Origin of the sequence: Streptomyces olivaceoviridis (genome assembly GCF_014650115.1) — a bacterium.
In the GTDB taxonomy this organism is placed as follows: Bacteria; Actinomycetota; Actinomycetes; order Streptomycetales; family Streptomycetaceae; genus Streptomyces; species Streptomyces olivaceoviridis.
Window position 1 is genome coordinate 19,306 of the sequence record NZ_BMUI01000015.1, and the last position, 23,899, is coordinate 43,204.

General features: G+C 73.9%; 18 protein-coding genes and 1 pseudogene. 13 read left to right on the forward strand and 6 right to left on the reverse strand.

Annotated elements, in window-relative coordinates:
• Positions 1 to 105: 105 nt before the first annotated feature.
• Together murQ and IE273_RS25850 are read right to left on the reverse strand one after the other, a co-directional pair.
• Complete coding sequence (gene murQ / locus IE273_RS25845) at positions 106 to 1,002, reverse strand: N-acetylmuramic acid 6-phosphate etherase (protein ID WP_189817567.1); 897 nt, start codon at positions 1,000 to 1,002, stop codon at positions 106 to 108.
• Positions 1,003 to 1,158: 156 nt separating this feature from the next.
• On the reverse strand, positions 1,159 to 2,103 hold the full coding sequence (locus IE273_RS25850; RefSeq protein WP_189817568.1) for a MurR/RpiR family transcriptional regulator: 945 nt from the start codon (positions 2,101 to 2,103) through the stop codon (positions 1,159 to 1,161).
• A 227-nt stretch (positions 2,104 to 2,330) separates the two neighbouring features.
• Between IE273_RS25850 and IE273_RS25855 the strand changes: the two genes are divergently transcribed.
• The 4 genes from IE273_RS25855 (at position 2,331) to IE273_RS25870 (ending at position 9,133) form a co-directional block, all read left to right on the forward strand.
• Entirely contained in the window at positions 2,331 to 3,329 is a 999-nt protein-coding gene (locus IE273_RS25855) for an N-acetylglucosamine kinase (protein ID WP_189817569.1), read from the forward strand.
• An 8-nt stretch (positions 3,330 to 3,337) separates the two neighbouring features.
• Positions 3,338 to 4,909 carry a sodium:solute symporter gene (locus IE273_RS25860; RefSeq protein ID WP_189817570.1) on the forward strand — a complete coding sequence of 524 codons (1,572 nt, stop codon included), beginning with the start codon at positions 3,338 to 3,340 and terminating at the stop codon, positions 4,907 to 4,909.
• Positions 4,910 to 5,067: 158 nt separating this feature from the next.
• Positions 5,068 to 6,234, forward strand: a complete 1,167-nt coding sequence (locus IE273_RS25865; RefSeq protein WP_189817571.1) for an anhydro-N-acetylmuramic acid kinase — start codon at positions 5,068 to 5,070, stop codon at positions 6,232 to 6,234.
• Positions 6,235 to 6,250: 16 nt separating this feature from the next.
• A complete protein-coding gene (locus tag IE273_RS25870) occupies positions 6,251 to 9,133 on the forward strand; it encodes an FAD-binding and (Fe-S)-binding domain-containing protein (RefSeq protein ID WP_189817572.1) in 2,883 nt (960 codons plus the stop codon).
• A 38-nt stretch (positions 9,134 to 9,171) separates the two neighbouring features.
• On the opposite strand, the gene IE273_RS25875 is transcribed toward IE273_RS25870, so the two are convergent.
• Together IE273_RS25875 and IE273_RS25880 are read right to left on the reverse strand one after the other, a co-directional pair.
• A complete protein-coding gene (locus IE273_RS25875) occupies positions 9,172 to 9,654 on the reverse strand; it encodes a hypothetical protein (RefSeq protein WP_189817711.1) in 483 nt (160 codons plus the stop codon).
• A 251-nt stretch (positions 9,655 to 9,905) separates the two neighbouring features.
• Positions 9,906 to 10,484 carry a TetR/AcrR family transcriptional regulator gene (locus tag IE273_RS25880; protein WP_189817573.1) on the reverse strand — a complete coding sequence of 193 codons (579 nt, stop codon included), beginning with the start codon at positions 10,482 to 10,484 and terminating at the stop codon, positions 9,906 to 9,908.
• Positions 10,485 to 10,772: 288 nt separating this feature from the next.
• Here IE273_RS25880 and IE273_RS25885 point away from each other — a divergent pair, with 288 nt between their 5' ends.
• Genes IE273_RS25885 through IE273_RS25900 form a run of 4 tightly spaced genes read left to right on the forward strand, consistent with a single transcriptional unit; the run spans position 10,773 to position 15,619 of the window.
• The gene (locus IE273_RS25885) at positions 10,773 to 11,354 is read left to right on the forward strand and encodes a (2Fe-2S)-binding protein (protein WP_189817574.1); all 582 of its coding nucleotides are present in this window, start codon (positions 10,773 to 10,775) and stop codon (positions 11,352 to 11,354) included.
• Positions 11,351 to 12,343, forward strand: coding sequence for an FAD binding domain-containing protein (locus tag IE273_RS25890; RefSeq protein ID WP_189817575.1), 993 nt, complete (start codon positions 11,351 to 11,353; stop codon positions 12,341 to 12,343). The genes IE273_RS25885 and IE273_RS25890 overlap by 4 nt, the downstream gene beginning before the upstream one ends.
• Positions 12,340 to 14,478 carry a xanthine dehydrogenase family protein molybdopterin-binding subunit gene (locus IE273_RS25895; RefSeq protein WP_189817576.1) on the forward strand — a complete coding sequence of 713 codons (2,139 nt, stop codon included), beginning with the start codon at positions 12,340 to 12,342 and terminating at the stop codon, positions 14,476 to 14,478. Before IE273_RS25890 ends, IE273_RS25895 begins: the two co-directional genes overlap by 4 nt.
• On the forward strand, positions 14,471 to 15,619 hold the full coding sequence (locus tag IE273_RS25900; protein WP_189817577.1) for an XdhC family protein: 1,149 nt from the start codon (positions 14,471 to 14,473) through the stop codon (positions 15,617 to 15,619). The genes IE273_RS25895 and IE273_RS25900 overlap by 8 nt, the downstream gene beginning before the upstream one ends.
• A gap of 600 nt (positions 15,620 to 16,219) precedes the next feature.
• Here the strand turns inward: IE273_RS25900 and IE273_RS25905 are convergent.
• Entirely contained in the window at positions 16,220 to 16,816 is a 597-nt protein-coding gene (locus IE273_RS25905) for a TetR/AcrR family transcriptional regulator (RefSeq protein WP_189817578.1), read from the reverse strand.
• A gap of 157 nt (positions 16,817 to 16,973) precedes the next feature.
• Here IE273_RS25905 and IE273_RS25910 point away from each other — a divergent pair, with 157 nt between their 5' ends.
• The 5 genes and pseudogenes from IE273_RS25910 to IE273_RS43820 all read left to right on the forward strand — a co-directional run bounded on the left by IE273_RS25910 (position 16,974) and on the right by IE273_RS43820 (position 21,264).
• Positions 16,974 to 17,933, forward strand: coding sequence for an alpha/beta hydrolase family protein (locus IE273_RS25910; RefSeq protein ID WP_189817579.1), 960 nt, complete (start codon positions 16,974 to 16,976; stop codon positions 17,931 to 17,933).
• 195 nt (positions 17,934 to 18,128) lie between these two features.
• Positions 18,129 to 18,953, forward strand: a complete 825-nt coding sequence (locus IE273_RS25915; RefSeq protein WP_189817580.1) for an aldo/keto reductase — start codon at positions 18,129 to 18,131, stop codon at positions 18,951 to 18,953.
• A gap of 39 nt (positions 18,954 to 18,992) precedes the next feature.
• Positions 18,993 to 19,787 carry an SDR family NAD(P)-dependent oxidoreductase gene (locus tag IE273_RS25920; protein WP_189817581.1) on the forward strand — a complete coding sequence of 265 codons (795 nt, stop codon included), beginning with the start codon at positions 18,993 to 18,995 and terminating at the stop codon, positions 19,785 to 19,787.
• A gap of 88 nt (positions 19,788 to 19,875) precedes the next feature.
• Positions 19,876 to 20,772, forward strand: a complete 897-nt coding sequence (locus IE273_RS25925) for an RNA polymerase sigma-70 factor (protein ID WP_189817582.1) — start codon at positions 19,876 to 19,878, stop codon at positions 20,770 to 20,772.
• A gap of 77 nt (positions 20,773 to 20,849) precedes the next feature.
• Positions 20,850 to 21,264, forward strand: a pseudogene (locus IE273_RS43820) (hypothetical protein).
• Positions 21,265 to 21,273: 9 nt separating this feature from the next.
• Here IE273_RS43820 and IE273_RS25930 read toward each other — a convergent pair.
• Positions 21,274 to 23,736, reverse strand: a complete 2,463-nt coding sequence (locus tag IE273_RS25930; RefSeq protein WP_189817583.1) for a SpoIIE family protein phosphatase — start codon at positions 23,734 to 23,736, stop codon at positions 21,274 to 21,276.
• Between the last annotated feature and the right edge of the window lie 163 nt (positions 23,737 to 23,899).

Genomic DNA, 23,899 nt, shown 5'->3' on the forward strand with positions numbered 1-23,899 from the left:
CTCCGGGGGTGTCGGGGGTCGGCGCCGTACGGTGCCGACGGCGCGCGACCGCTCCGGATCCAAGCAATTCCATGCAGTTAAGTCAAGGCTTGAAGTAAGCCTTGTTCAGACCTGGCCCACGGCCGCGCGCGTGTCGCCGCCGGCCTTCTCCAGGCGCCGGGCGGCCTCCTCGGCGGTGCAGTGGGCGAGGAGCATGACGATGGCGGTCTTGGCGTGGCCGCCCGCCGCCCGCAGCGCCTCGGCGGCGGCGTCGGGGTCCGCGCCGGTCGCCTGGACGACCATCCGGCGGGCGCGGTCGAGCAGCTTCTCGTTGCTGGCCCGGACGTCGACCATGAGGTTCCCGTAGACCTTGCCCAGGCGGACCATGGAGGCGGTCGAGAGCATGTTGCACACCATCTTCTCGGCGGTGCCGCCCTTCAGCCGGGTGGACCCGGTGAGGATCTCGGGCCCGGTGGGAACCTCGATGGGGATGTCGGCGTAGCGGCTGATCACCGCGTCGCGGTTGCACGCGACCGACACCGTCGTCGCGCCCTTGGCGGCGGCGTGCTCCAGGCCGCCGACGACGTAGGGGGTACGGCCGCTGGCGGCGAGCCCGACGACCGTGTCCCGGTCGTCCACGCCGATCCCGTCGAGGTCGGCGGCGGCCCGCTCGGGTTCGTCCTCGGCGCCCTCCACCGCGACGACGAAGGCGCCGGGGCCGCCGGAGAGCAGGCCCACCACCTGTTCCGGGGCGGTGCCGAAGGTCGGGGGGCACTCGACGGCGTCGAGCAGGCCGATCCGGCCGCTGGTGCCGGCGCCGAGGTAGATCAGCCGGCCGCCCCGGCGCAGGGACGCGGTGATCGCCTCCACGGCGGTGCCGATCTCCGCGAGGACGCCGCGTACCGCGAGGGCGACCGTCTGGTCCTCGTCGTTCATGACCGACAGCAGTTCACCGACCGGCATGCGGTCGAGGTCGGCGGTCCGCTCGTTGCGGGTCTCGGTGCCGAGAGCGCTGAGGTCCATGGCGGCGTTTCCTTTCCTGGGCGGTACGCGAGTTCTTGGGCGGGCCGGGGGCTTCCGGCTCCGAGCCGGAGGCTCGGGGACAGGGCCGGGTGTGCCCCGGCGGGGCGGAGCCGGAGTGTTTTCCGGGGGTAGCGGGACAGGGTGGCGGGCGTGCCGTCAGTCGGTGGTCTGCGCGCGGCGTCCGGACTGCGGGGGCCTGTGGCGGCGGACGGCCTCGTAGGTCTCGTGCAGCGCCGCGGTCGCGGCGTCGAAGCCGCGCTGGGCGACGCCGACGAACAGGCAGTCGACGACGGCGAGCTGGGCGATGCGGCTGACGGTCGCGCCGGACCGGAAGGGCGTCTCCCGGGCGCAGGTCGTCAGCACGAGGTCCGCGCTGCGGGCCAGCGCGGAGCGGGGGACGTTGGTGAGGGCGATGGTGGTGGCGCCGCGTGCGGCGGCGGCCTGGAGCGGCTCCACGGTGTCCTCGGTCTCCCCGGAGTGGGATATCGCGAGGGCCACGTCGCCGGGTCCGAGCAGGGCCGTCGCGGTGAGGGCCGCGTGCCGGTCGGTCCAGATGAACGCCATGTGGCCGATGCGGTGCAGCTTCTGGTGCAGGTCCTGGCCGACGAAGGCGCTCGCGCCGACGCCGAAGATGTCGATCCGCCGCGCTCCCGCCACGGCGTCCACCGCACGGCCCAGGACGTCGATGTCCAGCCCGGCCCCGGAGTCCTCCAGGGCCCGCACCTCGTTGTAAACGATCTTCTCGACGATCTCGCTCAGCGTGTCGGTGGCGCTGATGTCGGAGCTCGGCATCGGGCGCTCGCCGTCGAGGGCGTGTTCGCGGGCCGCGGCGGCGGCGAGGGCGAGGCGCAGCTGGGGGTAGTTGGTGATCCCTATCGTCCGGCAGAAGCGCATGACCGTGGCCACGGAGGTGTCCGCCCGCCGGCCGAGCGCGCTGATGGACAGCTCCGACGCCTGTGCGGGATCGGCCAGGACGACATCGGCCACCCGGCGTTCCGACGGTGCCATGGCGGGCAGTTCCGCGCGGATGCGCGCCAGGGTCCCGGCGGGGGACTCGTCCGCCGGCCGGGCCGGGGTGCGGGGTGGTTTCTGGCCGGCCATGGACCGCTGCCTCCTGGGTGAACGCCCGTCTGGGTGGCGCCACAGTAACCAGGCCCCACGAGGCACGTCAAAAATTTACGGACCTCACCCGATGAGGTTACTTATTGACATACGCAGGTTCGCCTTCTGATACTCGCTGCACCGCGATCCGCGCCGGCCACTGGCCTCCTGGCCACCCTGTGACCGTTCGACGTGACGGATCCCCTGGACACACGAAGGCGTGCCGCATGACAGCAGCAGTCGCGGTGGACCTGGGCAAGACCGGCTGCCGTGCCGTGCTGTGGGACGGCGCCGGCCCTGCCCCAGACGTCCACGAGGTGCCCGGCGCCCCCGGGCTCGCCACCGACGACGGAGTGACGACGGCCCGTGCGGCCGTGCTCGCCGCCGTCCGGCCCCTCCTGGCGCGGGAGCCCTCCGTCCGGCCGTCGGCCGTCTGCGTGGGCGCGGCGGGAGCCGCCGCCGCGCCGGACGCGGCCCGTGCCCTGGCCGAGCTGCTCCTGGACGACCTGTCCGCCGAGGAGGTGGCCGTCACCAGCGACGCGGTCACCGCCCACGCCGGCGCCCTGGGCGGCCGTACCGGCGTCGTGCTCGCGATCGGCACCGGCTCGGTGGCCATCGGCATCGGGGACGACGGCACGTTCGCCCGCGTCGACGGCTGGGGTCCCTGGCTCGGCGACGAGGGCAGCGGCGCCTGGATCGGCGCCGCCGGGCTGCGGGCCGCGCTGCGCGCCCACGACGGACGCGGCCCGGACACCGCGCTGCTGGCCGCCGCCACCGAGCGCTTCGGCGACCCCGACCGGCTGCCGCCGGCCCTGGGCCGCGACGGCAATCCCGCCCGTACCGCCGCGTCCTTCGCACCGGACGTCGCGCGCACGGCCGCGGCGGGTGACCCCACGGCCTCGGCGATCGTCCGGGACGCCGCCACCGCGCTCGGTGAGGCCGTGCTCGCCGCGGCCCGCCGGATCGGCGGCGACGGCCTCGACGTCGCCGTCACCGGCGGACTCACCGGCCTCGGCGAACCGCTGCTCGGACCGCTGCGCTCGACGCTCGCCGGCTTCCCGCGCCCCCTGCGCCCGCACCCCCCGCTCGGCGACCCGCTGGACGGCGCGCGCCTGCTGGCCCTGGACTCCCGCAGGCCGCACGAACCCCATGTCGTCCGCGTCCGGCGGACGGCCCCCTTCCCAACTGTCCCCACCCCGCCGGTCTCCCCGCCGGCCGTTGCTTAGGAGAGAGCGTGCGCCAACTCGACCTCGTGGTGATCGTCGTCTACCTGGTGGCGATCGCCGTGATCGGACTGCGCCTGGCCGGCCGGCAGAAGACGTCGAAGGACTACTTCGTCGGCGAGGGCAGCATGCCGTGGTGGACGGTGTCGTTCTCCGTGGTCGCCACCGAGACCAGCGTGCTCACCGTCATCAGCGTGCCCGGCGGCGCCTACAGCGGACAGGGCTTCGGCAACGTCGAACTGGCCCTCGGCTACGTCATCGGCCGCGTCGTCGTGGCCACCGTGCTCATCCCCCTGTACAAGCGGGGCGGCTTCGTCAGCGCCTACCAGTACCTGGGGACCAGATTCGGGCTGAGACTCCAGGGGCTGGCGTCGGTCACCTTCGTCTTCACCCGTCTCCTCGCCGAGGGCGTGCGGCTGTTCGCCTCCGCGATCCCCATCAAGCTGCTGCTCGACGAGTTCGGCGTGCACGCCGGCTACCGCGTCATCATCATCGTGCTCACCGTGATCACCGTCGTCTACACCTACCTCGGCGGCATCAAGGCGGTCATCTGGACCGACGCCATCCAGATGGGCCTCTACCTGGGCGGCGCGGTCCTCGCCATCGCCGTCCTGTCCGGGCACGTCGGCGGCGCCGGCTACTCGCGCGCCCTGCACGCGGGCGAGTTCCGGCTGTTCGACACCGAGTTCGGTCTCGCGCACGTCCTGACCAGCCCGTTCGCCCTGCCCACCGCGATCGTCGGCGGCGCGATCTTCGCCATGGCCAGTCACGGATCCGACCAGCTCATCGTCCAGCGCATCCTGGCCACCCGCTCCCTGCGCGACGGCCAGAAGGCGATGATCGCCTCCGGTGTCTTCGTCACCCTCCAGTTCGCGGCGTTCTCCCTCGTGGGCGCGCTGCTGTGGGCGTACAACGAGGGCAAGAGCTTCAAGGAGCTCGGCCTGGCCAGCTCCGACAACCTGTACCCGAACTTCATCCTGCACGGGCTGCCCGTGGTGGTCTCCGGCCTGCTCGTGGCCGGCATCCTCGGCGCCGCCATGGGCTCGCTGTCCTCGGCGCTGAACTCCATGTCGAACTCGACCGTCGCCGACATCATCCACAGCTTCTTCCGCACGACGCCGTCCGAGGCGTCGCTGCTGAAGCTCGCCCGGGTGATGACGCTGGTGTGGGCGGCGCTGATGGCGGTCTTCGCCTGCGCGTTCAGCACCAGCACGGGCAACGTCTACCTCACCGGTCTGACCATCGCCGGCTACACCTACGGCGCCCTGCTCGGCGCGTTCCTGCTCGGCCGGATCGTCCGGCGCGCGGGCGAGGCCGACTCCGTGGTGGCGTTCCTGGTGACGGTCGGCGTGATGACGTACATCGTGCGCGAGGTGAAGATCGACGTGACCGTGGGCGGCGCCACCGTGCCGACGGCCATCGCCGCGCAGTGGCTGGTCCCGATCGGCGTGGTGGTCACCCTGGTCGTCGGCGGTCTGATGAGCTTGTTCCACCGCGCTCCCGACCCCGGGCAGGCCCGGCCGGCCGACGGCGAACCCGGCCCCGGCCAGGGGCGGGTCACGGCGGCCGTCCAGCAGGACTGAGTCCGGCCGGGCCGGGGGCGGGACGGCACCGCCGCCCCCGGCCGGCGACCAAGGACCGCACCCACTCCCTTCTCCCACGCTTCCCGGAGGCACGCACCATGTCCCAGTCGCAGCGCACTGCGTCCGCCGAGCCGGCGGGGGACGGTCCAGGAGGGGCCATGCGGGTGATCGGGCTGATGTCCGGCACGTCGTACGACGCCATCGAGGCAGCCGCCGCCGACCTCACCCTGGACGGCGACAGCCTGCTCCTGCGCCCCCTCGGACACCTCTCCGTGCCCTACCCGGACGACCTGCGCGCCCTGATCGCCGCCACGCTGCCACCGGCCGCCACGACCACGCAGGCCGTCTGCGCACTGGACAGCGGCATCGGGCAGGCCTTCGCCCAAGCGGCGGCGCGTGCCCTGCGGGAGCTGTGCGCGGGGGCGGCGGACCTGGTGGTCTCGCACGGCCAGACCCTGCACCACTGGGTGGAGGACGGCATCGTCCGCGGCACCCTGCAACTCGGCCAGCCCGCCTGGATCGCCGAGGAGACCGGGCTGCCCGTCGTCTCCGACCTGCGCAGCAGGGACGTCGCCGCCGGCGGCCAGGGCGCCCCGCTGGTCGGCCTGACCGACACCCTGCTGCTGCGCGCCCTGCCCGGCACCCCGGCGGCGCTGAACCTCGGCGGCATCGCCAACGTCACCGTCGTCGCGCCCGGCGCCGAGCCGCTGGCCTTCGACACCGGCCCCGCCAACGCCCTGCTCGACGCGGCCGTACGGCACTTCACCGGCGACGGCGCCGCCTACGACGCGGACGGACGCCGGGCCGCCGCCGGAAGCGTCAGCCCCGAACTGCTCCGCTTCCTGCTGGCCGACCCCTACTACCGCAGGCCCGCCCCGAAGACCACCGGCAAGGAGCACTTCCACCTGCCGTATCTGCTGCGGGCCCTGGACGCCGTACCCACGCCCGCCACCGACGACGTCCTGGCCACGCTGGCCCGGCTGACCTCGGTGACCGTGGCCGACGCCTGCCGGGCGCACGGGGTCACCCAGCTCATCGCCTCCGGCGGCGGCACCCGCAACCCGGTGCTCATGCGCATGATCGGCGAAGAGCTGCCCGGGGTGCCGGTGCGCCGCAGCGACGAGCTCGGGCTGCCCTCCGACGCCAAGGAGGCCCTGGCCTTCGCCGTCCTGGGCTTCCTCACGGTCCACGGCCTGCCCGGCACCCACCCCTCCGCCACCGGCGCCGCCAGGGCCACGCTGCTCGGCAGCATCACCCCCGGCCGGGCGCCGCTGCGCCTGCCCGCACCCGTCGCAGAGCCGCCGCACCTGCTGCGGATCGTCTGACCCCACCCGAGGACCCATGAGCCCCTCCGCCGCCCCCTCCTCCGCCACGCACGCGCCGGAGCGGCCCGACCGCCTGGCCGAGCTGCTGTCCGCGTGCGTCGACGACCCGGCCAGGGTCACGACCGACGTCCCCCGCAGGGTCGCCGCCGCCCACGACGCCTCGCCGTACCTGTTCACCCCGCGCGCGGTGGTGCGTGCCGTGTCGGCGGCCGAGGTGGGCGCCCTGATGGCCGGCGCCCGCGCGGCCGGGCTGCCGCTCACGCTGCGCTCGGGAGGCACCAGCCTCGCGGGGCAGGCGGGCGGCGACGGCATCCTCGTGGACGTCCGCAGCGCGTGGCGCGGCGCCGAGGTCCTCGACGAGGGGCTGCGCATCCGGGTGCAGCCGGGGCTGACCGTGCGGCAGGTGAACGCGCGGCTCGCCCGGTACGGACGTCGGCTCGGCCCCGACCCGGCCAGCGAGTCCGCCTGCACCATCGGCGGCCTGGTCGCCAACAACTCCAGCGGCATGAACTGCGGCACCCGGGACAACGCCTACCGGACCATGGAGTCCCTCCAGTTCGTGCTGCCCTCCGGCACGGTGGTCGACACCGCGCTCCCCGACGCGGACCAGGCGCTGCGCGCCCGCGAACCCGGACTGCACGCGGGCCTGCTGCGGCTGCGCGACCGGGTGCGCGGCTCGGCCCGGTCCCGCGCCACCGTCGAGCGGCTGTTCTCGATGAAGAACACCATGGGCTACGGCCTCAACTCGTTCCTGGACCACGACGAACCGGCCGCCATCCTCGCCCACCTGATGATCGGCAGCGAGGGCACCCTCGGCTTCGTCGGGGAGGCCGTCTTCCGCACCGTCCCGCTGCTGCCGCACACCGCCACCGGTCTGCTGGTGCTGCCCGGCCTCGCGGAGGCCACCGAGGCCCTGCCCGCGCTGCTCGCCGCCGGCGCCCGCACCGCCGAACTCCTCGACGCGGCGTCGCTCCGGGTGGCCCAGCAGTCCCCCGACCCCGTCGACGAGGTGCGCGGCCTGCGCGTGGAGCGGCACGCGGCCCTGCTGGTGGAATTCGCCGAGGAGGACCCCGGTCTGCTGGCGGAGCGGGTGGCGGACGCGCGGGCGGCCCTGGACCGGCTGCCCACGGTGAGCGACACCGTGCTCGTGGGCGACCCGCGCCCGCGGGCCCGGCTCTGGCACCTGCGCAAGGGCCTGTACACCGCCGTCGCGGGCGCGCGCCGTCCCGGCACCACCGCGCTGCTGGAGGACATCGCGGTGCCGATGGACCGGCTGACCCGTACCTGCGAGGGCCTGACCGGACTCTTCGACCGGTACGGCTACCAGGACGCGGTGATCTTCGGTCACGCCCGCGACGGCAACCTGCACTTCATGCTGACCCAGGACTTCGACTCCGCCGCCGAGGTCGAGCGCTACGCCCGGTTCACCGACGCGATGGTCGATCTCGTCCTGGACGCCGGGGGCACGCTGAAGGCCGAGCACGGCACCGGGCGGGCCATGGCGCCGTTCGTGCGCCGGCAGTACGGCGACGAGTTGTACGACGTCATGCGTGAGCTGAAGCGGCTGTGCGACCCGCACGGGGTGCTCAACCCGGGTGTGCTCCTGGACGACGACGCGAGCGCGCACCTGCGCAACCTCAAGAGCATCCCGGAGGTCGACCCCGCCGTCGACGCGTGCGTCGAGTGCGGCTACTGCGAGCCCGTGTGCCCCACCGCCGACGCCACGACGACACCGCGGCAGCGCATCGCCCTGCGGCGCGAGATCGCGCTGGCCACGGCGGCGGGTGACGAGGAGCGGCGGCGCGCGCTGTCCGAGGACTACGGCTACGCGGCCGTCGACAGTTGCGCGGCCGACAGCCTATGCGTCACCGCGTGCCCGGTCACCATCGACACCGGGGCGGTGATGAAACGCCTGCGCGCCGACCGGCACGGTGCGGTCGCGCAGCGCGCGGGAAACACGGTGGCCCGGCACTGGGGGACCACGGTCAAGGCCGTACGCGCCGCCCTGAACACGGCCCACACCGTCCCCTCCCCCGTCCTGCGCTCCGCCACCGGGGCGCTCCGCCGGCTCGGGGCGGGCGAGCTGGTACCGGCCTGGACCGACGACATCCCCCACGGCGGCCCCGCCCGCCCCGCGCCCCACCACCCGGCCGGGGCCCGCGCGGTGTTCTTCGCCGCGTGCGTCGGCAGCCTCTTCGCACCGGAGGAAGGCGCCGGGGGAAGCCCTGGCGGAGCGACCGGCGCGGCCGGGGCCTTCCTGCGGCTGTGCGCGCGGGCCGGGGTTCCCGTGGCCGTGCCCGCCGGGCTGGACGGGCTGTGCTGTGGCACCCCCTGGCAGTCCAAGGGCTACACGGCCGGGTACCGCACCATGGCCGCCCGCACCCTGGAAGCGCTGTGGGAGGCGAGCGGGCACGGCCGGCTGCCGGTGGTGTGCGACGCCTCGTCCTGCACGCACGGCCTGGAGCAACTCCGCGAAGCCCTGCCGGAGTCCGACCGTGCCCGCTTCGCATCCCTGCGCTTCGTCGACAGCGTCGTCTTCGCCGCCGAGCATCTGCTCCCCGCCCTGCCCGAACCCCGGCGCCTGGGCAGCCTCGCCCTGCATCCCACCTGCTCCACGGTGCACCTCGGCATCGAGACCGCCCTGCGCGCCGTGGCCGCGGCGGTGAGCGACGAGGTGACCGTGCCCGACAACTGGGGCTGCTGCGCGTTCGCCGGGGACCGGGGTCTGCTGCACCCGGAGGTCACCGCGTCCGCCGTCGCCGCCCAGGCCGCCGAGCTGAACGCGGGCACGTACGACGCGTACGCCTCCTGCAACCGCACCTGCGAGCTGGGGATGACCCGGGCCACGGGCCACCCCTACCGGCACGTCCTGGAACTTCTCGACGAGGCGACGGCCTGAGGGAGCGCGGGGCGGCACCGGCCGGGTGGCACCGCGGCTTACAGTCGGTCCCCCACGCCGGCCGGTTCCGGAGGGTGCGGTCCGCCACCGTCCTTGACGTCCTGCTCGCAGGTTCGTCGGTCGTAGGACTGGTCGTTGGGGATCAACAGGACTCCGGCGACCTGCTCGGGGTGCTCGACGGCGAGCCAGCCGTCGCCCAGGTGGTCACCGTCCGGGCCGAAAGCCTCGGCCGAGTAGACCGTCCGGCACCCCAACGCCACGCGCTCCTCATCGACCGCGCAGGTGTCCACCGCGGGGCCGGATCCCTCGTCGGCGCCGTCGAAGCGGTAGTGGAAGTGGACCTGGTCTCCTTCGTCGGGCACCTGCGGGTGGGGCTCGAGGCGCCAGTCGACGACCTCGGCGGTGACGCCGAGAGGCCGCCCGGACGTGTCCTCGACCCGCACCCTGACACCGGCCTCACCGCGCTCCGCGGTCGTGTCGGTGCAGCCCCAGTGGGAAGAGCAGCCGGACAGGGCGAGCATCACCAGAGCCGACAGAGCACCGGCAAGTGCGTGGAACAACGTCCTGGGCGACGGGCCGCCGGCGGCAAGGCGCCCCTCCCGGGCGAGCGCCGTCGGCGGCGCGGTGCCGTACACGCGGGGTGTTCCCGCGCCGGCCGCTCTCCGGCAGACGCCGTGCTCCTGGGGCCGCGGGGCTCGCCCGCGCGGCCCCCCGCCCGCGGTGCGGCGGCGCTCGTTCGGCGGGCGCTTCTCCCGGCGACCGCGCGCGTGCCTCATTCCCCGCGCGCCCCGCTGCGCAAGCCGTCCATGACCAGGTCGAGGAGGCGGGCGGCGCGGGGTTGCCAGTCGTCGTGGGGGTCGAGTTGCCACAGGCCCGCTATGGCGAGGAAGAAGTCGTCCGCGGTGACTCCGGTGCGGATGGTGCCCGCTTCCTCGTTGGCGCGGAGCAGGATTTCGGCCGCGTGGGCCACCGGGGTGGGGGACGGCTTGGCGGGGCCGCCCGGCGCGCCGGTGACCTGGCGTATCGCGTCGGCCAGCCCGGCCTTGGCCATGGCGAACTCGGCGAGCCGGTCCATCCAGGCGCGCAGGGCCCCGTCGGGTGCCCGGTCGGCGAGGAGGTGTTCCGCGCTGTCCGCGACCTGCCGCATCTCATGGCGGTAGATCTCCAGGACGAGTGATTCGCGGTTGGGGAAGTTGCGGTAGAAGGTGCCCTGCCCGACACCGGCCTTCTTGGCGATCACGCTCAGCGGGGCGTCGGCGCAGTGCGACAGCTCGATGAGCGCCACCTCCAGGATGCGCTCGCGGTTGCGCTGTGCGTCCGAGCGCCGGGGTGAGTCCTTCTGCTGCGGCACTCGTCCTCCTCAAGGCGTGGCCGAACCTCGCCCTTGCTAAGCGGACAAGTGTCCGTTACGTTTCCTGTGAGCGGACAGCTATCCGGTTACGTTCACCATAGCGGCTGAGGCGGCCCTACGGCAGTCGCCAGTCGCCCTCGCCGGGGTCCCAGCCCCCGGCGCTCCGCGCCTTCGCACCGCAGCTTCGCACCCGCCCCTCGCGGCACACACCGCACGACGCACCCCCCGCGCCGCCCACCTCCGGCCGCCGGTCCCCCGTCTGTCCTGGAAATGCGAAAGAAGCAGCCCATGGCCTCATCGACGTCCAGTGTCATCACCTTGAAGATCAACGGCGAGAAGTACACACTGCCCGTCGACCACCGCACCACCCTGCTCGACGCCCTGCGCGAGCGGCTCGATCTCACCGGCACCAAGAAGGGCTGCGACCAGGGGCAGTGCGGGGCCTGCACGGTCCTGCTGGACGGGCGCCGGTCCGTCGCCTGCCTGCAACTGGCCGTGGCGGCCGAGGGCCGGGAGATCACCACCATCGAAGGCGTGGCCGACGGCGACCGTCTCCACCCCGTGCAGCAGGCGTTCCTCGACCTGGACGGCTTCCAGTGCGGCTACTGCACACCGGGCCAGATCTGCTCGGCGATCGGGATGATCGAGGAACACGCGGCGGGCTGGCCGAGCGCCGTCACCGAGGACGTCCGCCCCGAAGCGGGTCCACCACCCCTGACCGCCGAGGAGATCCGCGAGCGGATGAGCGGAAACCTGTGCCGTTGCGCCGCGTACGTCTCGATCGTGGACGCGGTGGCCCGCGCGGCCGAGGCCCGGCCCGACGAGGGCCACGCGCACTCCGCGACGGGCGCCGAGGAGGCCGTGGCATGAGGGAGTTCGACTACCAGCGTGCGCACGACGTCGCCGGGGCCGTCGCCCTGCTCGGCGCCGATCCGGACACCCGCTACCTCGGTGGCGGCACCAATCTCGTCGACCTGATGAAGACAGGTGTCGAGCGGCCCGCACGGCTCGTCGACATCCGCGAACTCCCGCTGGACGAGATCGGGACCACGCCGGAGGGCGGTCTGCGCATCGGCGCCACCGTCACCAACGGCGGCCTGGCCGCCCACCCCGAGGTCCGCCGCCGCTACCCGGCGCTCGCCCAGGCGGTGCTGGCCGGTGCCTCCGGCCAGCTCCGCAACATGGCCACGGTCGGCGGAAACCTGCTCCAGCGCACCCGCTGCGGCTACTTCACCGACGTCACCCAGCCCTGCAACAAGCGGGTGCCCGGCAGCGGTTGCCCCGCCATCCAGGGCGAGCACCACAACCACGCGATCCTGGGCGCCTCCGACCACTGCGTGGCCGTACACCCCTCGGACATGGCCGTGGCCCTGACCGCCTTCGACGCCGTGGTCCGGTTCGAGACGGCGGACGGGCCCGGACAGGTGCCGCTCGCCGACTTCTACCTGCCCGTCGGGGACACCCCGCACCGGGAGACCGCCCTGCCGCCGGGCGCGCTGATCACCGGCGTCACGCTGCCGCCCGCCCCGGTCGCCGCCCGCTCCCGCTACCGCAAGGTCCGCGAGCGCGCCTCGTACGCCTTCGCCATCGGCTCCCTCGCCGCCGCGCTCGACGTCCGTGACGGCGTCGTCCGGGACGCGCGCCTGGCCCTCGGCGCCGTGGCCTCCCGTCCGTGGCGGGCCGTCGCGGCCGAGCGGGTCCTGACCGGCGCGCCCGCCACCGCCGAGACCTACGCCGCCGCGGCGGACGCCGAGCTGGCGGCGGCCCGTCCCCTGCCGCACAACGGGTACAAGGTGGACCTCGTCCGCAACCTCGTGGTGGCCGTCCTGACCGAACTCGCCGAGGAGACCGCACGATGACCGCCGTCACCACCGGAACACCCACACGGGCGCCCTCGGTGGGCACCGGCCACACCCGTGTCGAGGGCAGGGACAAGGTCACCGGAGCGGCCCGCTACGCCGGCGAGGTGCCCTTCGACGGCCTCGCCCACGGCTGGCTGGTGCTGTCCACGGTCGCCCGGGGCCGCGTCAGCGCCCTCGACACCGAGCCCGTCCTCGCCATGCCGGGCGTCCTGGCCGTGCTGGACCACCGCAACGCCCTGCGCCTGGAGACCGACTACACCGGTCTGATGGGCATGCGCCCCGACCCGACCTGCGCGGTCTTCCAGCACGACCGGGTGCCGCACCGGGGCTGGCCGGTGGCGCTGGTCGTCGCGGAGACGTCCGAGCAGGCGCGGGAGGCCGCCGAGGCCCTCGTCGTGCACTACGAGCAGGAACCGCACGACGTCGAGTTCACCGGCGAGCGCCCGGACGCGTACCCGCTGGACGGCCACATGCCGGCGGTGACGGAGAAGGGCGACCTCGACGCGGCCCTCGCCTCCTCGCCCGTCGTCGTGGACGCCGAGTACACCACCCCCGAAGAGCACCACAACCCGATGGAGCCGCACGCGGCGACCGCCCGCTGGGACGGCGGGCGGCTTGAGGTGATCGACTCCAACCAGGGCGTCACCTGGGTCGCCGGCGAACTCGCGAACCTCTTCTCGCTCGACCCGGCCTCCGTGCGGGTGCGTTCCGAGCACGTGGGCGGCGGCTTCGGCAGCAAGGGCGTCCGCGCCCACCAGGTCGCCGCCGTGATGGCCGCGACCGTCCTGCAACGGCCCGTGCGGGTGGTCCTCACCCGGCGCCAGATGTTCTCGCTGGCCGGCTACCGCAGCCCCACCACCCAGCGCGTCCGGCTCGGCGCCGACACCGACGGACGGCTGCGCGCGCTGGAGCACAGCGCCGTCAGCGCCACCTCCACGGTGTACGAGTTCGTCGAACCGAGCGCCGGGGTGGCGCGGGTGATGTACGACGCCGAGGCCCACCACACCGCCAACCGCCTCGTACGGCTCGACGTGCCGACCCCGACGTTCATGCGCGCCCCGGGCGAGGCCCCCGGGTCGTTCGCGCTGGAGGCGGCGCTCGACGAACTCGCCGAGAAGTGCGGGGTCGACCCGGTCGAGCTGCGCCTGCGCAACGAACCGGACAAGGGCCCGGTGTCGGGCCTGCCGTTCGCCGGCCGCAATCTGGCCGCCTGCTTCCGCGAGGGCGCCCGGCGGTTCGGCTGGGCGGACCGGGACCCGCGCCCCGGGGTGCGCCGCGACGGGCGCTGGCTGCTCGGCACCGGTACGGCCGCGGCCTCGTTCCCGGCGGGCGCCGCGCCGTCCACCGCCGCCGCGACCGCGCTCCCGGACGGCACCTTCACCGTGCGGATCTCCGCGGCCGACATCGGCACCGGCGCCCGTACCGCGCTCACCCTGGTCGCCGCGGACGCCCTCCAGGTGCCGCCGGAGCGGATCCGGATGCGCATCGGCGACAGCGCCTTCGGCCCCGCGATGATCGCCGGTGGCTCCATGGGCACCCGTTCCTGGTCCTGGGCGGTCCGGGCCGCGGCCGGTGAGCTGCGCGAACGGCTGGCCCTCGGCGCCGACATCCCGCCGGAGGGCATCACCGTCCGTACGAACACCGCCGAGGCCATCGCGGCCCTGCCCCCCGCCGAACGGCACTCCTTCGGCGCGCAGTTCGCCGAGGTCGCCGTGGACGTCGGCACCGGTGAGGTGCGGGTGCGGCGCATGCTCGGCGTCTTCGCGGCGGGCCGGATCGTCAACCCGCTCACCGCCCGCAACCAGCTACGGGGCGGCATGATCTGGGGCATCTCCATGGCCCTGCACGAGGAGGCCGTCCGGGACCGCGCCTCGGGCGGCCATGTCGGCGCCGACCTCGCCGGCTACCACGTGGCCACCCACGCCGACGTGCCCCGCGTCGAGGCGGACTGGATCGACGACACGGACCCGGACGACCCGGTCGGCATCAAGGGCATCGGAGAGGTCGGCATCGTCGGCGCCGCGGCGGCGGTCGCCAACGCGGTCTGGCACGCGACCGGCGTACGCCACCGTGCCCTGCCCATCCGGCCCGACCGGATCCTGTCGGCCGCCGCGGGAGCGCCGGATGCTTGATCTGGCCGAGGAACTGCGCCGCTGGACCGAGGAGGGCCGGGAGTTCGCCGTCGCCACCGTGGTGGCGGTCGGCGGCAGCGCGCCGCGCGGTCCCGGCGCGGCCCTCGCCGTCGACAGCGCGGGCACGGTCATCGGCTCGGTCTCCGGCGGCTGCGTGGAGGGCGCGGTCTACGACCTGTGCCGCGAGGCGCTGCGGACCGGCCAGAGCGTGGTCGAACGGTTCGGGTACAGCGACGAGGACGCCTTCGCCGTGGGACTGACCTGCGGCGGGACGCTCGACGTACTGGTCACGCCGGTGACCGGCGAGGCTCCCGTCAGGACCGTCCTGCGGCCGGCGCTGTCGGCCGCAGGACGGGGCGAACCGGCGGCCCTCGCCCGGGTCGCCCGGGGCCCCGCCGAACTCCTCGGCCGGGCCCTGCTGGTCCGGTCCGACGGAAGGGTGGAGGGCGGTCTCGGCGGCCACCCGGAGCTGGACCGGGTGGCGGCGGCCGAGGCCCACGCGCTGCTGGAGGCGGGCCGCACCGGCACGGTGGAGCTGTCGGCGGACGGCTCGCACTGTCCTGGCGGCGTGACGCTGCTGGTCGAGTCGAACGTGCCGCCCCCGCGCATGATCGTCTTCGGCGCGGTGGACTTCGCGTCGGCGCTGGCCCGGGCCGGCAAGTTCCTCGGCTACCACGTCACCGTCTGCGACGCCCGCCCCGTCTTCGCCACGCCGGACCGGTTCCCGGACGCCGACGAGGTCGTCGTCGACTGGCCGCACCGCTACCTGCGGCGCACCGCGACCGACGCCCGTACGGTCCTGTGCGTGCTCACCCACGACGCGAAGTTCGACATACCGCTGCTGAAGGTGGCCCTGCGGATGCCGGTCGCGTTCGTCGGGGCGATGGGTTCGCGCCGCACCCACGAGGACCGCGACCGGCGTCTGCGGGCGGAGGGCCTCACCGAACGGGAGCTGTCCCGGCTCCGCTCACCGATCGGCCTGGACCTCGGCGCCCGCACACCGGAGGAGACCGCCCTGTCCATCACGGCGGAGATCGTCGCCGCACGACGGGGCGGCACGGGGGTGCCGCTGACCGGCGGGAAGACGCCGATCCACCACGAGAACGGGCACGGGGACGGCGGACGGGCGGCGGTCGCCTGACGGAACTCGGGTACGTACGGCGCCCGGCCGGTCAGTGGTGCTCCACGCCCGGCCGGGCGCCGCGGCGAGGTTCGGTGCGGTGCGGTGACCGGGACGTCGCGGATCACCTGGCCGGTCGCGGTCGGCAGGCCGTCGGACGGGTCCACGCCGCGGGCGCCGGCGTGGACCCGCGTCCGGGGCGGTGGGCGCCGGTGCCCGCGGAGACGGTGCGGTCGTTTCGCGGCGTGGCGTGCGGACGGCCCGGTCCAGGATCAGGCCGGCCGGCGGCCACCGCGACCGAGATCCGCGAGCGCGGTGCCGCCGGGACGACGCTGCCGCCGGGACGACGCTCGACGACATCCGGGCCCGCACCGCGACCAGCGAGAGCCGGCTGGTCCACCGCTTCCGTCGAGTTGCCGTCGGCGGTGGCCGCCCGCGAGGCCGAACGCGTCCCGGAGGACCAGGAACCGCACCTCGGCGACCTGACCGCCCCCGGGGCGGAGGTCGGCGCGACCACGCCCGCCGGGCCAGGAGCCGGCCGCGGCTTCGGCCCGGAACGCCGACGTGGCGGGCGTCCCGGCCGGGACCCGCCGGCTCCGGTGACCCGTCCGCACCCCGTCCTCAGGACGGCCGCGGGAGCCGGAGGCCCTGGAGGAGCAGGGCGACCAGGCGGCGGGGGTCGTAGCGGGGGTCGTCGCCGGCGCCGAAGCAGAGGTTGCCGATGCCGCGCATCAGTTCGTACGGCTGTATGCCGGGCCGGATCTCGTCCGCTTCGACCGCCGCGTCGAGCAGTCGCTCGGCGACGGGCAGCAGGCGGTCGAGGAAGTAGGTGTGGAGCGCGGCGAAGCCGCTGCTGTCCGGTTGCGGCGAGGCGGCGAGTCCGTGCTTGGTGACCAGGAAGTCGATGAAGAGGTCGATCCACTGACGCAGCGCCGCGAGCGGCGAGTCGGCGTCGGCCAGCAGGCGCGGGCCCGCGTCGGCGCACTCCTCGACCTGATGGCGGAAGACGGCGACGACGAGATCGGCCCGGGTCGGGAAGTGCCGGTAGATCGTCCCCATCCCGACGCCCGCCCTGGCCGCGATCTCGCGGATCGGCGCGTCGACGCCGGAGGTCACGAACACCTCGGCGGCGGCGGCCAGCAGCTTCTGCTGGTTGCGCACCGCGTCGGCCCGCCTGCCCGGGGCCGGTGCCGGTCCGGTCTGCCCTGAAGTGGCCACCGCTCTGTCTCCTTGCCTCTCGCCGCCAATAAGCGGAGCAATGTTCCGCATGCGCTTGTGAAGCGGAACGGCGTTCCGTATCGTAGCCGTGCCCGCAAGCGGAACAACGTTCCGTTTCATGTCCGGCCGTTGCCGGACCCCGAGGAAGGCCGCACCCATGAGCACACCCGACTCCGCCACCACCGCCACCCCGCCGACCCCCGTGCTCTCGTACGGCCCGGTGGTGCTGCCCGTACCCGGACGCCCCGTCGACCTCCAGGTACGCGTCACCGCACCGGCCACCGGGACCGGCCTGCCCGTCGTCCTGCTCTCCCACGGACACGGCAACTCGCACCACCTGTCCTCCCTCAACGGTTACGCGCCGCTCGCCCACCTCTGGGCCGCCTCCGGCTTCGCCGTCCTCCAGCCCACCCACCTCAGCTCCAGGACGCTCGCCCACCTGCTCGCCGACGCTCCCGGAGCGCCCCTCTTCTGGCGTTCCCGCGCCGAGGACATGACCCATGTCCTCGACCGCCTCGACGTGATCGAGAACGCCGTACCGGGGCTCGCCGGGCGCCTGGACCACGACAGCGTCGCCGTGGCCGGACACTCGCTCGGCGGCTTCACCGCGAGCCTCCTGCTGGGCGCCCGGCTCACCGACCCCGACGACGGTGGCGAGGTGCGCCTCTTCGAGCCCCGGATCAAGCGGGGCGTACTGCTGGCCGCCCCCGGCCGGGGCGGTGACGTCCTGAACGGGGCGATGGCCGAACGGGCGCCGGTCTTCAGGGCCCTCGACTTCTCCACCATGACCACGCCCGCGCTGGTCGTCGCCGGCGACAGGGACGACTCGCGGCACTTCACGGACATGGGACCGGCCTGGCACGCCGACCCGTACCACCTCGCCCCGGCCCCCAAGACCCTGCTCACCCTGTTCGACGCGGAGCACGGCCTCGGCGGGATCGCCGGGTACGACGCCGCCGAGACGACGGACGAGCACCCCGGACGGGTCGCCGCGCTCGCCCGGCTCACCTCCGCCTACCTGCGCAGCGCGTTCAGCCCGGGCGACAGCGCGTGGCCGGACGCCCAGGAGGCGCTGACCACCGGCCCGGACGCGTTCGGGCGGGTGGAATCCAGGTAGGCACGCCACCCCAGGGCCACTTGCGTTTGCATGTATACCGCGTCCGCAACTATTGTCGACGACCGTAAGGCGTGTGCGCATGAATGCCCACGCCTGGAAAATACAACGGTCGCTCTCGGAGGACGCGACGTGGGGTACCCAGACGGGACGCCCCCGCACCCGGCGAGCGGCGCACCTCGGAAGGACGGCACTGCCATGACCTCGATCCCGAACGTGACGCTGAACAACGGCATCGAGATGCCGCAGCTCGGCTTCGGTGTCTTCCAGGTCCCCGACGACGAGACCACCGCCGCGGTCGCGACCGCGCTGGAGGCCGGGTACCGCAGCATCGACACGGCCGCGATCTACGGCAATGAGCGTGGCGTCGGCCGGGCCATCGCGGAGTCCGGCATCGCGCGCGACGAGCTGTTCGTCACCACCAAGCTGTGGAACGAGGACCAGGGCCACGACGCGACCCTCGCGGCCTTCGACGCCTCCCTCGACAAGCTCGGTCTCGACCACGTCGACCTGTACCTCGTCCACTGGCCCGCCCCGGCCCGCGACCTGTACCTCGACACCTGGCGGGCCTTCGAGAAGATCCTCGGCGAGGGCCGCGCCCGTGCGATCGGCGTCTCCAACTTCCAGGTGGCCCACCTGGAGCGGCTGATGGAGAACACCGGCGTCACGCCCGCGGTCAACCAGGTCGAGCTGCACCCCGGCCTCCAGCAGGAGGAACTGCGCGCCTTTCACGAGCGGCACGGCATCGCCACGGAGGCGTGGAGCCCGCTCGCACAGGGTGCGGTCCTCGGTGACCAGGCGGTGGCGGACCTCGCCGCGCGGTACGGCGTGAGCCCCGCGCAGGTCGTGCTGCGCTGGCACCTCCAGATCGGCAACATCGTGATCCCCAAGTCGGTGACGCCCGAGCGCGTCCGGCAGAACCTGGACGTCTTCGGCTTCGAGCTGACCGACGAGGACCTGCGGAGCCTGGCCGCCCTGGACCGGGGCCTGCGGACCGGTCCGGACCCCGACACCTTCAACTGAGCGCCGTACCGTCCCGCCCCGCATCCGAGGAGGTTTCCCATGCATATCGACCTGACGGGCCGGACCGCGCTGGTCACCGGCTCCACCCAGGGCATCGGCCAGGCCATCGCCGTCGGCCTCGCCCGCGCCGGCGCGCGGGTGGTCGTCAACGGCCGTCGCGGCGAGACCGTCGAGAAGGCCGTGCAGGAGGTCCGTGCCGAGGCCGGCGCGGCCGACGTCGTGGGCGCGGCCGGCGATCTGGCGACCGCGGACGGCGCCCGGGCCGTGCTCGACGCCGTGCCCGAGATCGACATCCTCGTCAACAACCTCGGGATCTTCGGCGCCACCCCGCCGCTGGAGATCGAGGACGCCGAGTGGGTCCGCTACTTCGAGGTCAACGTGCTGTCCGCGGTCCGGCTGATCCGCGCCTGCCTGCCCGGCATGCGGGACCGGGGCTGGGGCCGCATCGTGAACATCGCGAGCGACTCCGCCGTGGTGATCCCGGCGGAGATGATCCACTACGGCATGACGAAGACGTCGCTCCTCGCGGTCAGCCGCGGTTTCGCCAAGGAGGCCGCCGGCAGCGGTGTCACCGTCAACTCGGTGATCGCCGGGCCCACGCACACCGGCGGCGTCGAGGACTTCGTCCGGCAACTCGTCGGGGACGAGCTGAGCTGGGACGAGGCGCAGCGCGAGTTCATGCTCACGTACCGGCCGCAGTCCCTGATCCAGCGGCTCATCGAGCCCGAGGAGATCGCGAACATGGTCGTCTACCTCAGCTCGCCCCACGCCTCCGCCACCACGGGAGGCGCGCTGCGGGTCGACGGCGGCTACGTGGACTCCATCCTGCCCTGACGCCGCCATGTGATCCGCCTCACAAACCGTCAGAGCCCGCGCTTCTCCGGTGTCTTGATGTCAAGGCCGGCGAGAAGCGCGGCGAGACATGGGCGATCACGCCGGCGAACCGGCGACCGAGGCGTTCGTCGAGTACCGGAACCTGCTGTTCACCGTCGCGTACGAGATGCTCGGCTCGGCCGCCGACGCCGAGGACGTCCTCCAGGAGACCTGGCTGCGCTGGGTCGAGGTCGACCTGGCGCAGGTGCGCGACCGGCGCGCCTACCTGGTGAGGATCACGACCCGGCAGGCGCTCAACCGGCTGCGCGCGCTGAAGCGCCGCAGGGAGGCGTACGTCGGCCAGTGGCTGCCCGAGCCGGTGCTCACCGCGCCGGACGTGGCCGAGGACGTCGAGCTGGCCGAGGGCCTGTCGATGGCGATGATGGTCGTCCTCGACCGGCTCTCGCCCACCGAGCGGGCGGTGTTCGTGCTGCGCGAGGTGTTCGACGTCGACTACGCCGAGATCGCCGGGGCCCTCGGCAAGAGCCCCGCCGCCGTCCACCAGATCGCCCACCGCGCCCGTCGGCACGTCGAGGCCGGCCGCCCCCGTACGGTGGTGCCGCCGGGCGCCACCCGGGCGGCCCTGGAGTCGTTCCGGCGGGCGCTGGAAACCGGAGACCCGCAGGACCTCCTCGACGTGCTCGCCCCGCGGATCGTCCTCGTGAGCGACGGCGGCGGTCTCAAGCGGGCCGCGCTGCGGCCGATCGTCGGCGCCGAGAGCGTGCTGCGCTTCTGCTTCGGCGGCTCCCACCGGGACCGGGGCACGATCACCTGCGACCCCGCCGTGGTCAACGGTGGCCCGGCGCTCGTCGTACGCCTGGACGGCGAGCTCGACGGCGTCATGGCCGTCCGCGTCGAGGACGCCGGCGTCACCGGTCCCTACTACGTCCGCAACCCGGAGAAGCTGACCCGCATCGCGTCCGAGACGACGCTCACCCTGCGCTGAGCAGGCCGGGCCGCCAACGGAACACCGCCTGTTCCCGGGCATCGAGCGGCACACCACGCACACGAGGGGGACCCACCATGACCGCACGGACGACGGCGGAACACCACGGCCACGCGCTCCGCGGCCACGCACTCCTGAAGCTCGCCATCGCCCTCCAGCCCCTGGCCCTCTTCTTCCAGGCGGCCACCGCCGGACTGCTGCTGTCCTCCTCCTACGGCGAGACGCCGCACAGCGCCGGTGCCCGCGTGATGTACGGCGCGTCGATGCTGTACCTGCTCGCTGCGGTCCTGGCCTGGCGGCCGGGCGGCGGATCGCCCCGCCCCGCACGCCTCCGGCTTCCTCGTCCTCGCCTCCGCGCAGGTCGTCCTGGGCATCGCGCACGTCCCGTCGCTCCACGTCCCCCTGGGCGTCCTCATGTTCGGCCTCAGCACGCTCGCGCTGGGCCGGGCGCTCACCACCAGCCCGCCGGTACGCCCCGGCACGCTGTCGTAGCCGCCCTGCTCACGGAATTTCCTGTTCCGCCCAGATGATCTTTCCGTCGGGTGTGTACCGGGCTCCCCAGCGATGGACCAGTTGGGCCACCAGGAACAGCCCGCGGCCGCCCTCGTCCGTGCTGCGGGCGTGCCGCAGCCGGGGGGCGGTACTGCTGCCGTCGGCGACCTCGCAGGTCAGACGGGCGTCACGGAGGAGGCGCAGCCGGATCGGCGGGGCCGCGTAGCGGATCGCGTTGGTGACCAGCTCGCTGACGATCAGTTCCGTCGTCATGGCCAGGTCCCCGAAGCCCCATGCCTCCACCTGGCGGGCCGCGCGGGTCCGGACGTCGGCTACCGCGGCCGGGTCCGCCGGGACGTCCCACGAGGCCACCTGGTCGGGCCGTACCGCGTGCGTACGGGCCAGGAGCAGGGCGATGTCGTCGGACTGGGGGCCGGGGGCGAAGCGCTGGACGGTGGTCCGGCACAGGGTGTCCAGGTCGGTGCCGGGCCGGGCCAGGGCCTCGCCGAGCCGGGCCATGCCCACCTCCATGTCACGGTCGGCCGCCTCGACCAGTCCGTCGGTGTAGAGGCCGAAGACGCTGCCCGGGGGCAGTTCGATCTCGCCGGTCTCGAATCCGATCCCGCCCAGCCCGAGCGGCGGACCGGCGGGCGGGGTGGGGAAGTCGACGCGTCCGTCCGGTGTGACGAGGACGGGCGGCGGATGGCCGGCCCGGGCCATGGTGCACCGCCGGGTGACGGGGTCGTAGACGGCGTACAGGCAGGTCGCCCCGAGGAACGCGCTCGCGCCCTCGTCGGCCGCCCCGTCGCCGGTCTCCTCCTCGCTGAGCCGGAGCACGAGGTCGTCGAGATGGGCCAGCAGGTCGTCGGGCGGCATCTCCATGTCCGCGAGGGTCTGTACGGCGGTGCGCAGCCGGCCCATGCCCGCCGCGGCGGTGATGCCGTGGCCGACGACGTCGCCGACCACGAGTCCCACGCGGGCGCCGGACAGCGGGATCACGTCGAACCAGTCGCCGCCGACTCCGCCGGCCGGGCCCGCGGGCAGATAGTGCGAGGCCACCTCCAGCGCGGTGCCGCCGCTCAGGGTGTGGGGCAGCAGACTGCGCTGGAGCGTGACGGCCGCCACGTGCTCCCGGCTGTAGCGGCGGGCATTGTCGACGCACAACGCCGCCCGCGCCACCAGTTCCTGGGCCACCAGGACGTCGTCGGGCTGGAACGAGACGGGGTTGACCGAGCGTACGAACGTGGTGAGGCCGAGGACGGTGTTCCGGGCCCGCATCGGCACGGAGATCAGGGAGTGCAGTCCGAACTCCCGGATGCTGCCGACCCGGTCCGGCTGCTCCGCGATCCAGAGGTCGTCGGCCGGGTCGAGCACCGGGACGACCGTGGGCTCACCCCTGACGAGCATGCCGGGGTCGCGCGGCGGAGGGAGGAAGTCCACCCGGTCGCCGATCCGCGCCACGGCCTCCGGGCAGCCCTCACGCACCGAACTCATCCCGGCGCGGCGCATCACCGGCCGCGCCGACGCCGGTCCCGCGTCGGTCAGCCACGCACCGTGTCCCGCCGTGCTGAGGACGGGTTCCAGGAGGTCGACGACGACGAAGTCCGCGAGGCGGGGCACCGCGAAGTCGGCCAGCTCCTGGGCCGTGCGCATCACGTCCAGCGTCCTGCCGATGCTGGTGCCGGCCTCGTTGACCAGCGACAGCAACTGGCGGGCGTTCCACCGCTCGGTGACGTCCATGACCATGTAGCAGACGCCCGTGACCGAGTCGTCCGCGTCCACCAGGGGGAAGAAGGAGGTGGAGTAGGCGTGCTGGCGGTGGGGGTCGGACCAGCTCCATCCCACGTACTCGTAGTCGGTGACCGGGACCCCGGTCTCCGCGACCTTCCGCATCAGCCCTTCGAGGGTCTCGGTCTCGAGGCCGGGCAGCAGCTCGCTCAGCCGGTGCCCCAGCCGCTGTTCCCGGGGCACGCCGCCCAGGCGTTCCAGGGTGTCGTTCAGCCACACGAAGCGCAGCTGCCGGTCCACCACCGCCATGCCGACCGGCGAGCGGGTCAGGAACCCATCGAGGACCGACTCGCCCACGGACCACCGCTGCCGCCGCTCGCGCGCCGAGAGCAGGAAGCACTCTTCGCCGTGGATGCGGAAGACGGCGGACACCCGGAGGTCGACCTCCATCCGGTGGCCGTCGCGGTGCCGTACGGGGATGAGGCCGCTCCATCCCCTGCCGTCCCGGCAGCGTTCGGCGATGCCGACGATGCGCACGGGGTCCTCCGGCATAGCCGCCAGGCGCGCGGCGGACCGGCCGACGGCCTCCGCCGCCGGATAGCCGAACAGGTCCTCGGCGCCCCGGGTCCAGCCGAGCACGATGCCGCGGCCGGAGAGCACGGCAGCCGCGTCGGAGGACGCGTCGAAGAGGTCGCACGCGTCGGCGGGCGCGGGTGGATCGGAGCCGTTTCGCTCAGGATTCATAGGTTCCGTCCTTTACATGACTATGGTCCTGCTTGTCTGGCCGATGCGCACGGTCCGGAGGGTGGGGCGGGGCCCCGGCCGGGGTTCGCCGGCGGGGGCCGGGGCATCACGGGGCTGTGTCGCCCCCGCGCAGGACCGGAGGGAGCATGGAAGGAACCGGGTC

Excerpts from the sequence above, each read along its gene's own strand:
- murQ (WP_189817567.1), bottom strand. The coding sequence starts at position 1,002 with ATGGACCTCAGCGCTCTCGGCACCGAGACCCGCAACGAGCGGACCGCC.
- IE273_RS25850 (WP_189817568.1), bottom strand. The coding sequence starts at position 2,103 with ATGGCCGGCCAGAAACCACCCCGCACCCCGGCCCGGCCGGCGGACGAG.
- IE273_RS25855 (WP_189817569.1), top strand. The coding sequence starts at position 2,331 with ATGACAGCAGCAGTCGCGGTGGACCTGGGCAAGACCGGCTGCCGTGCC.
- IE273_RS25865 (WP_189817571.1), top strand. The coding sequence starts at position 5,068 with ATGCGGGTGATCGGGCTGATGTCCGGCACGTCGTACGACGCCATCGAG.
- IE273_RS25870 (WP_189817572.1), top strand. The coding sequence starts at position 6,251 with ATGAGCCCCTCCGCCGCCCCCTCCTCCGCCACGCACGCGCCGGAGCGG.
- IE273_RS25875 (WP_189817711.1), bottom strand. The coding sequence starts at position 9,654 with ATGCTCGCCCTGTCCGGCTGCTCTTCCCACTGGGGCTGCACCGACACG.
- IE273_RS25885 (WP_189817574.1), top strand. The coding sequence starts at position 10,773 with ATGGCCTCATCGACGTCCAGTGTCATCACCTTGAAGATCAACGGCGAG.
- IE273_RS25890 (WP_189817575.1), top strand. The coding sequence starts at position 11,351 with ATGAGGGAGTTCGACTACCAGCGTGCGCACGACGTCGCCGGGGCCGTC.
- IE273_RS25895 (WP_189817576.1), top strand. The coding sequence starts at position 12,340 with ATGACCGCCGTCACCACCGGAACACCCACACGGGCGCCCTCGGTGGGC.
- IE273_RS25900 (WP_189817577.1), top strand. The coding sequence starts at position 14,471 with ATGCTTGATCTGGCCGAGGAACTGCGCCGCTGGACCGAGGAGGGCCGG.
- IE273_RS25910 (WP_189817579.1), top strand. The coding sequence starts at position 16,974 with ATGAGCACACCCGACTCCGCCACCACCGCCACCCCGCCGACCCCCGTG.
- IE273_RS25915 (WP_189817580.1), top strand. The coding sequence starts at position 18,129 with ATGACCTCGATCCCGAACGTGACGCTGAACAACGGCATCGAGATGCCG.
- IE273_RS25920 (WP_189817581.1), top strand. The coding sequence starts at position 18,993 with ATGCATATCGACCTGACGGGCCGGACCGCGCTGGTCACCGGCTCCACC.
- IE273_RS25925 (WP_189817582.1), top strand. The coding sequence starts at position 19,876 with ATGGGCGATCACGCCGGCGAACCGGCGACCGAGGCGTTCGTCGAGTAC.
- IE273_RS25930 (WP_189817583.1), bottom strand. The coding sequence starts at position 23,736 with ATGAATCCTGAGCGAAACGGCTCCGATCCACCCGCGCCCGCCGACGCG.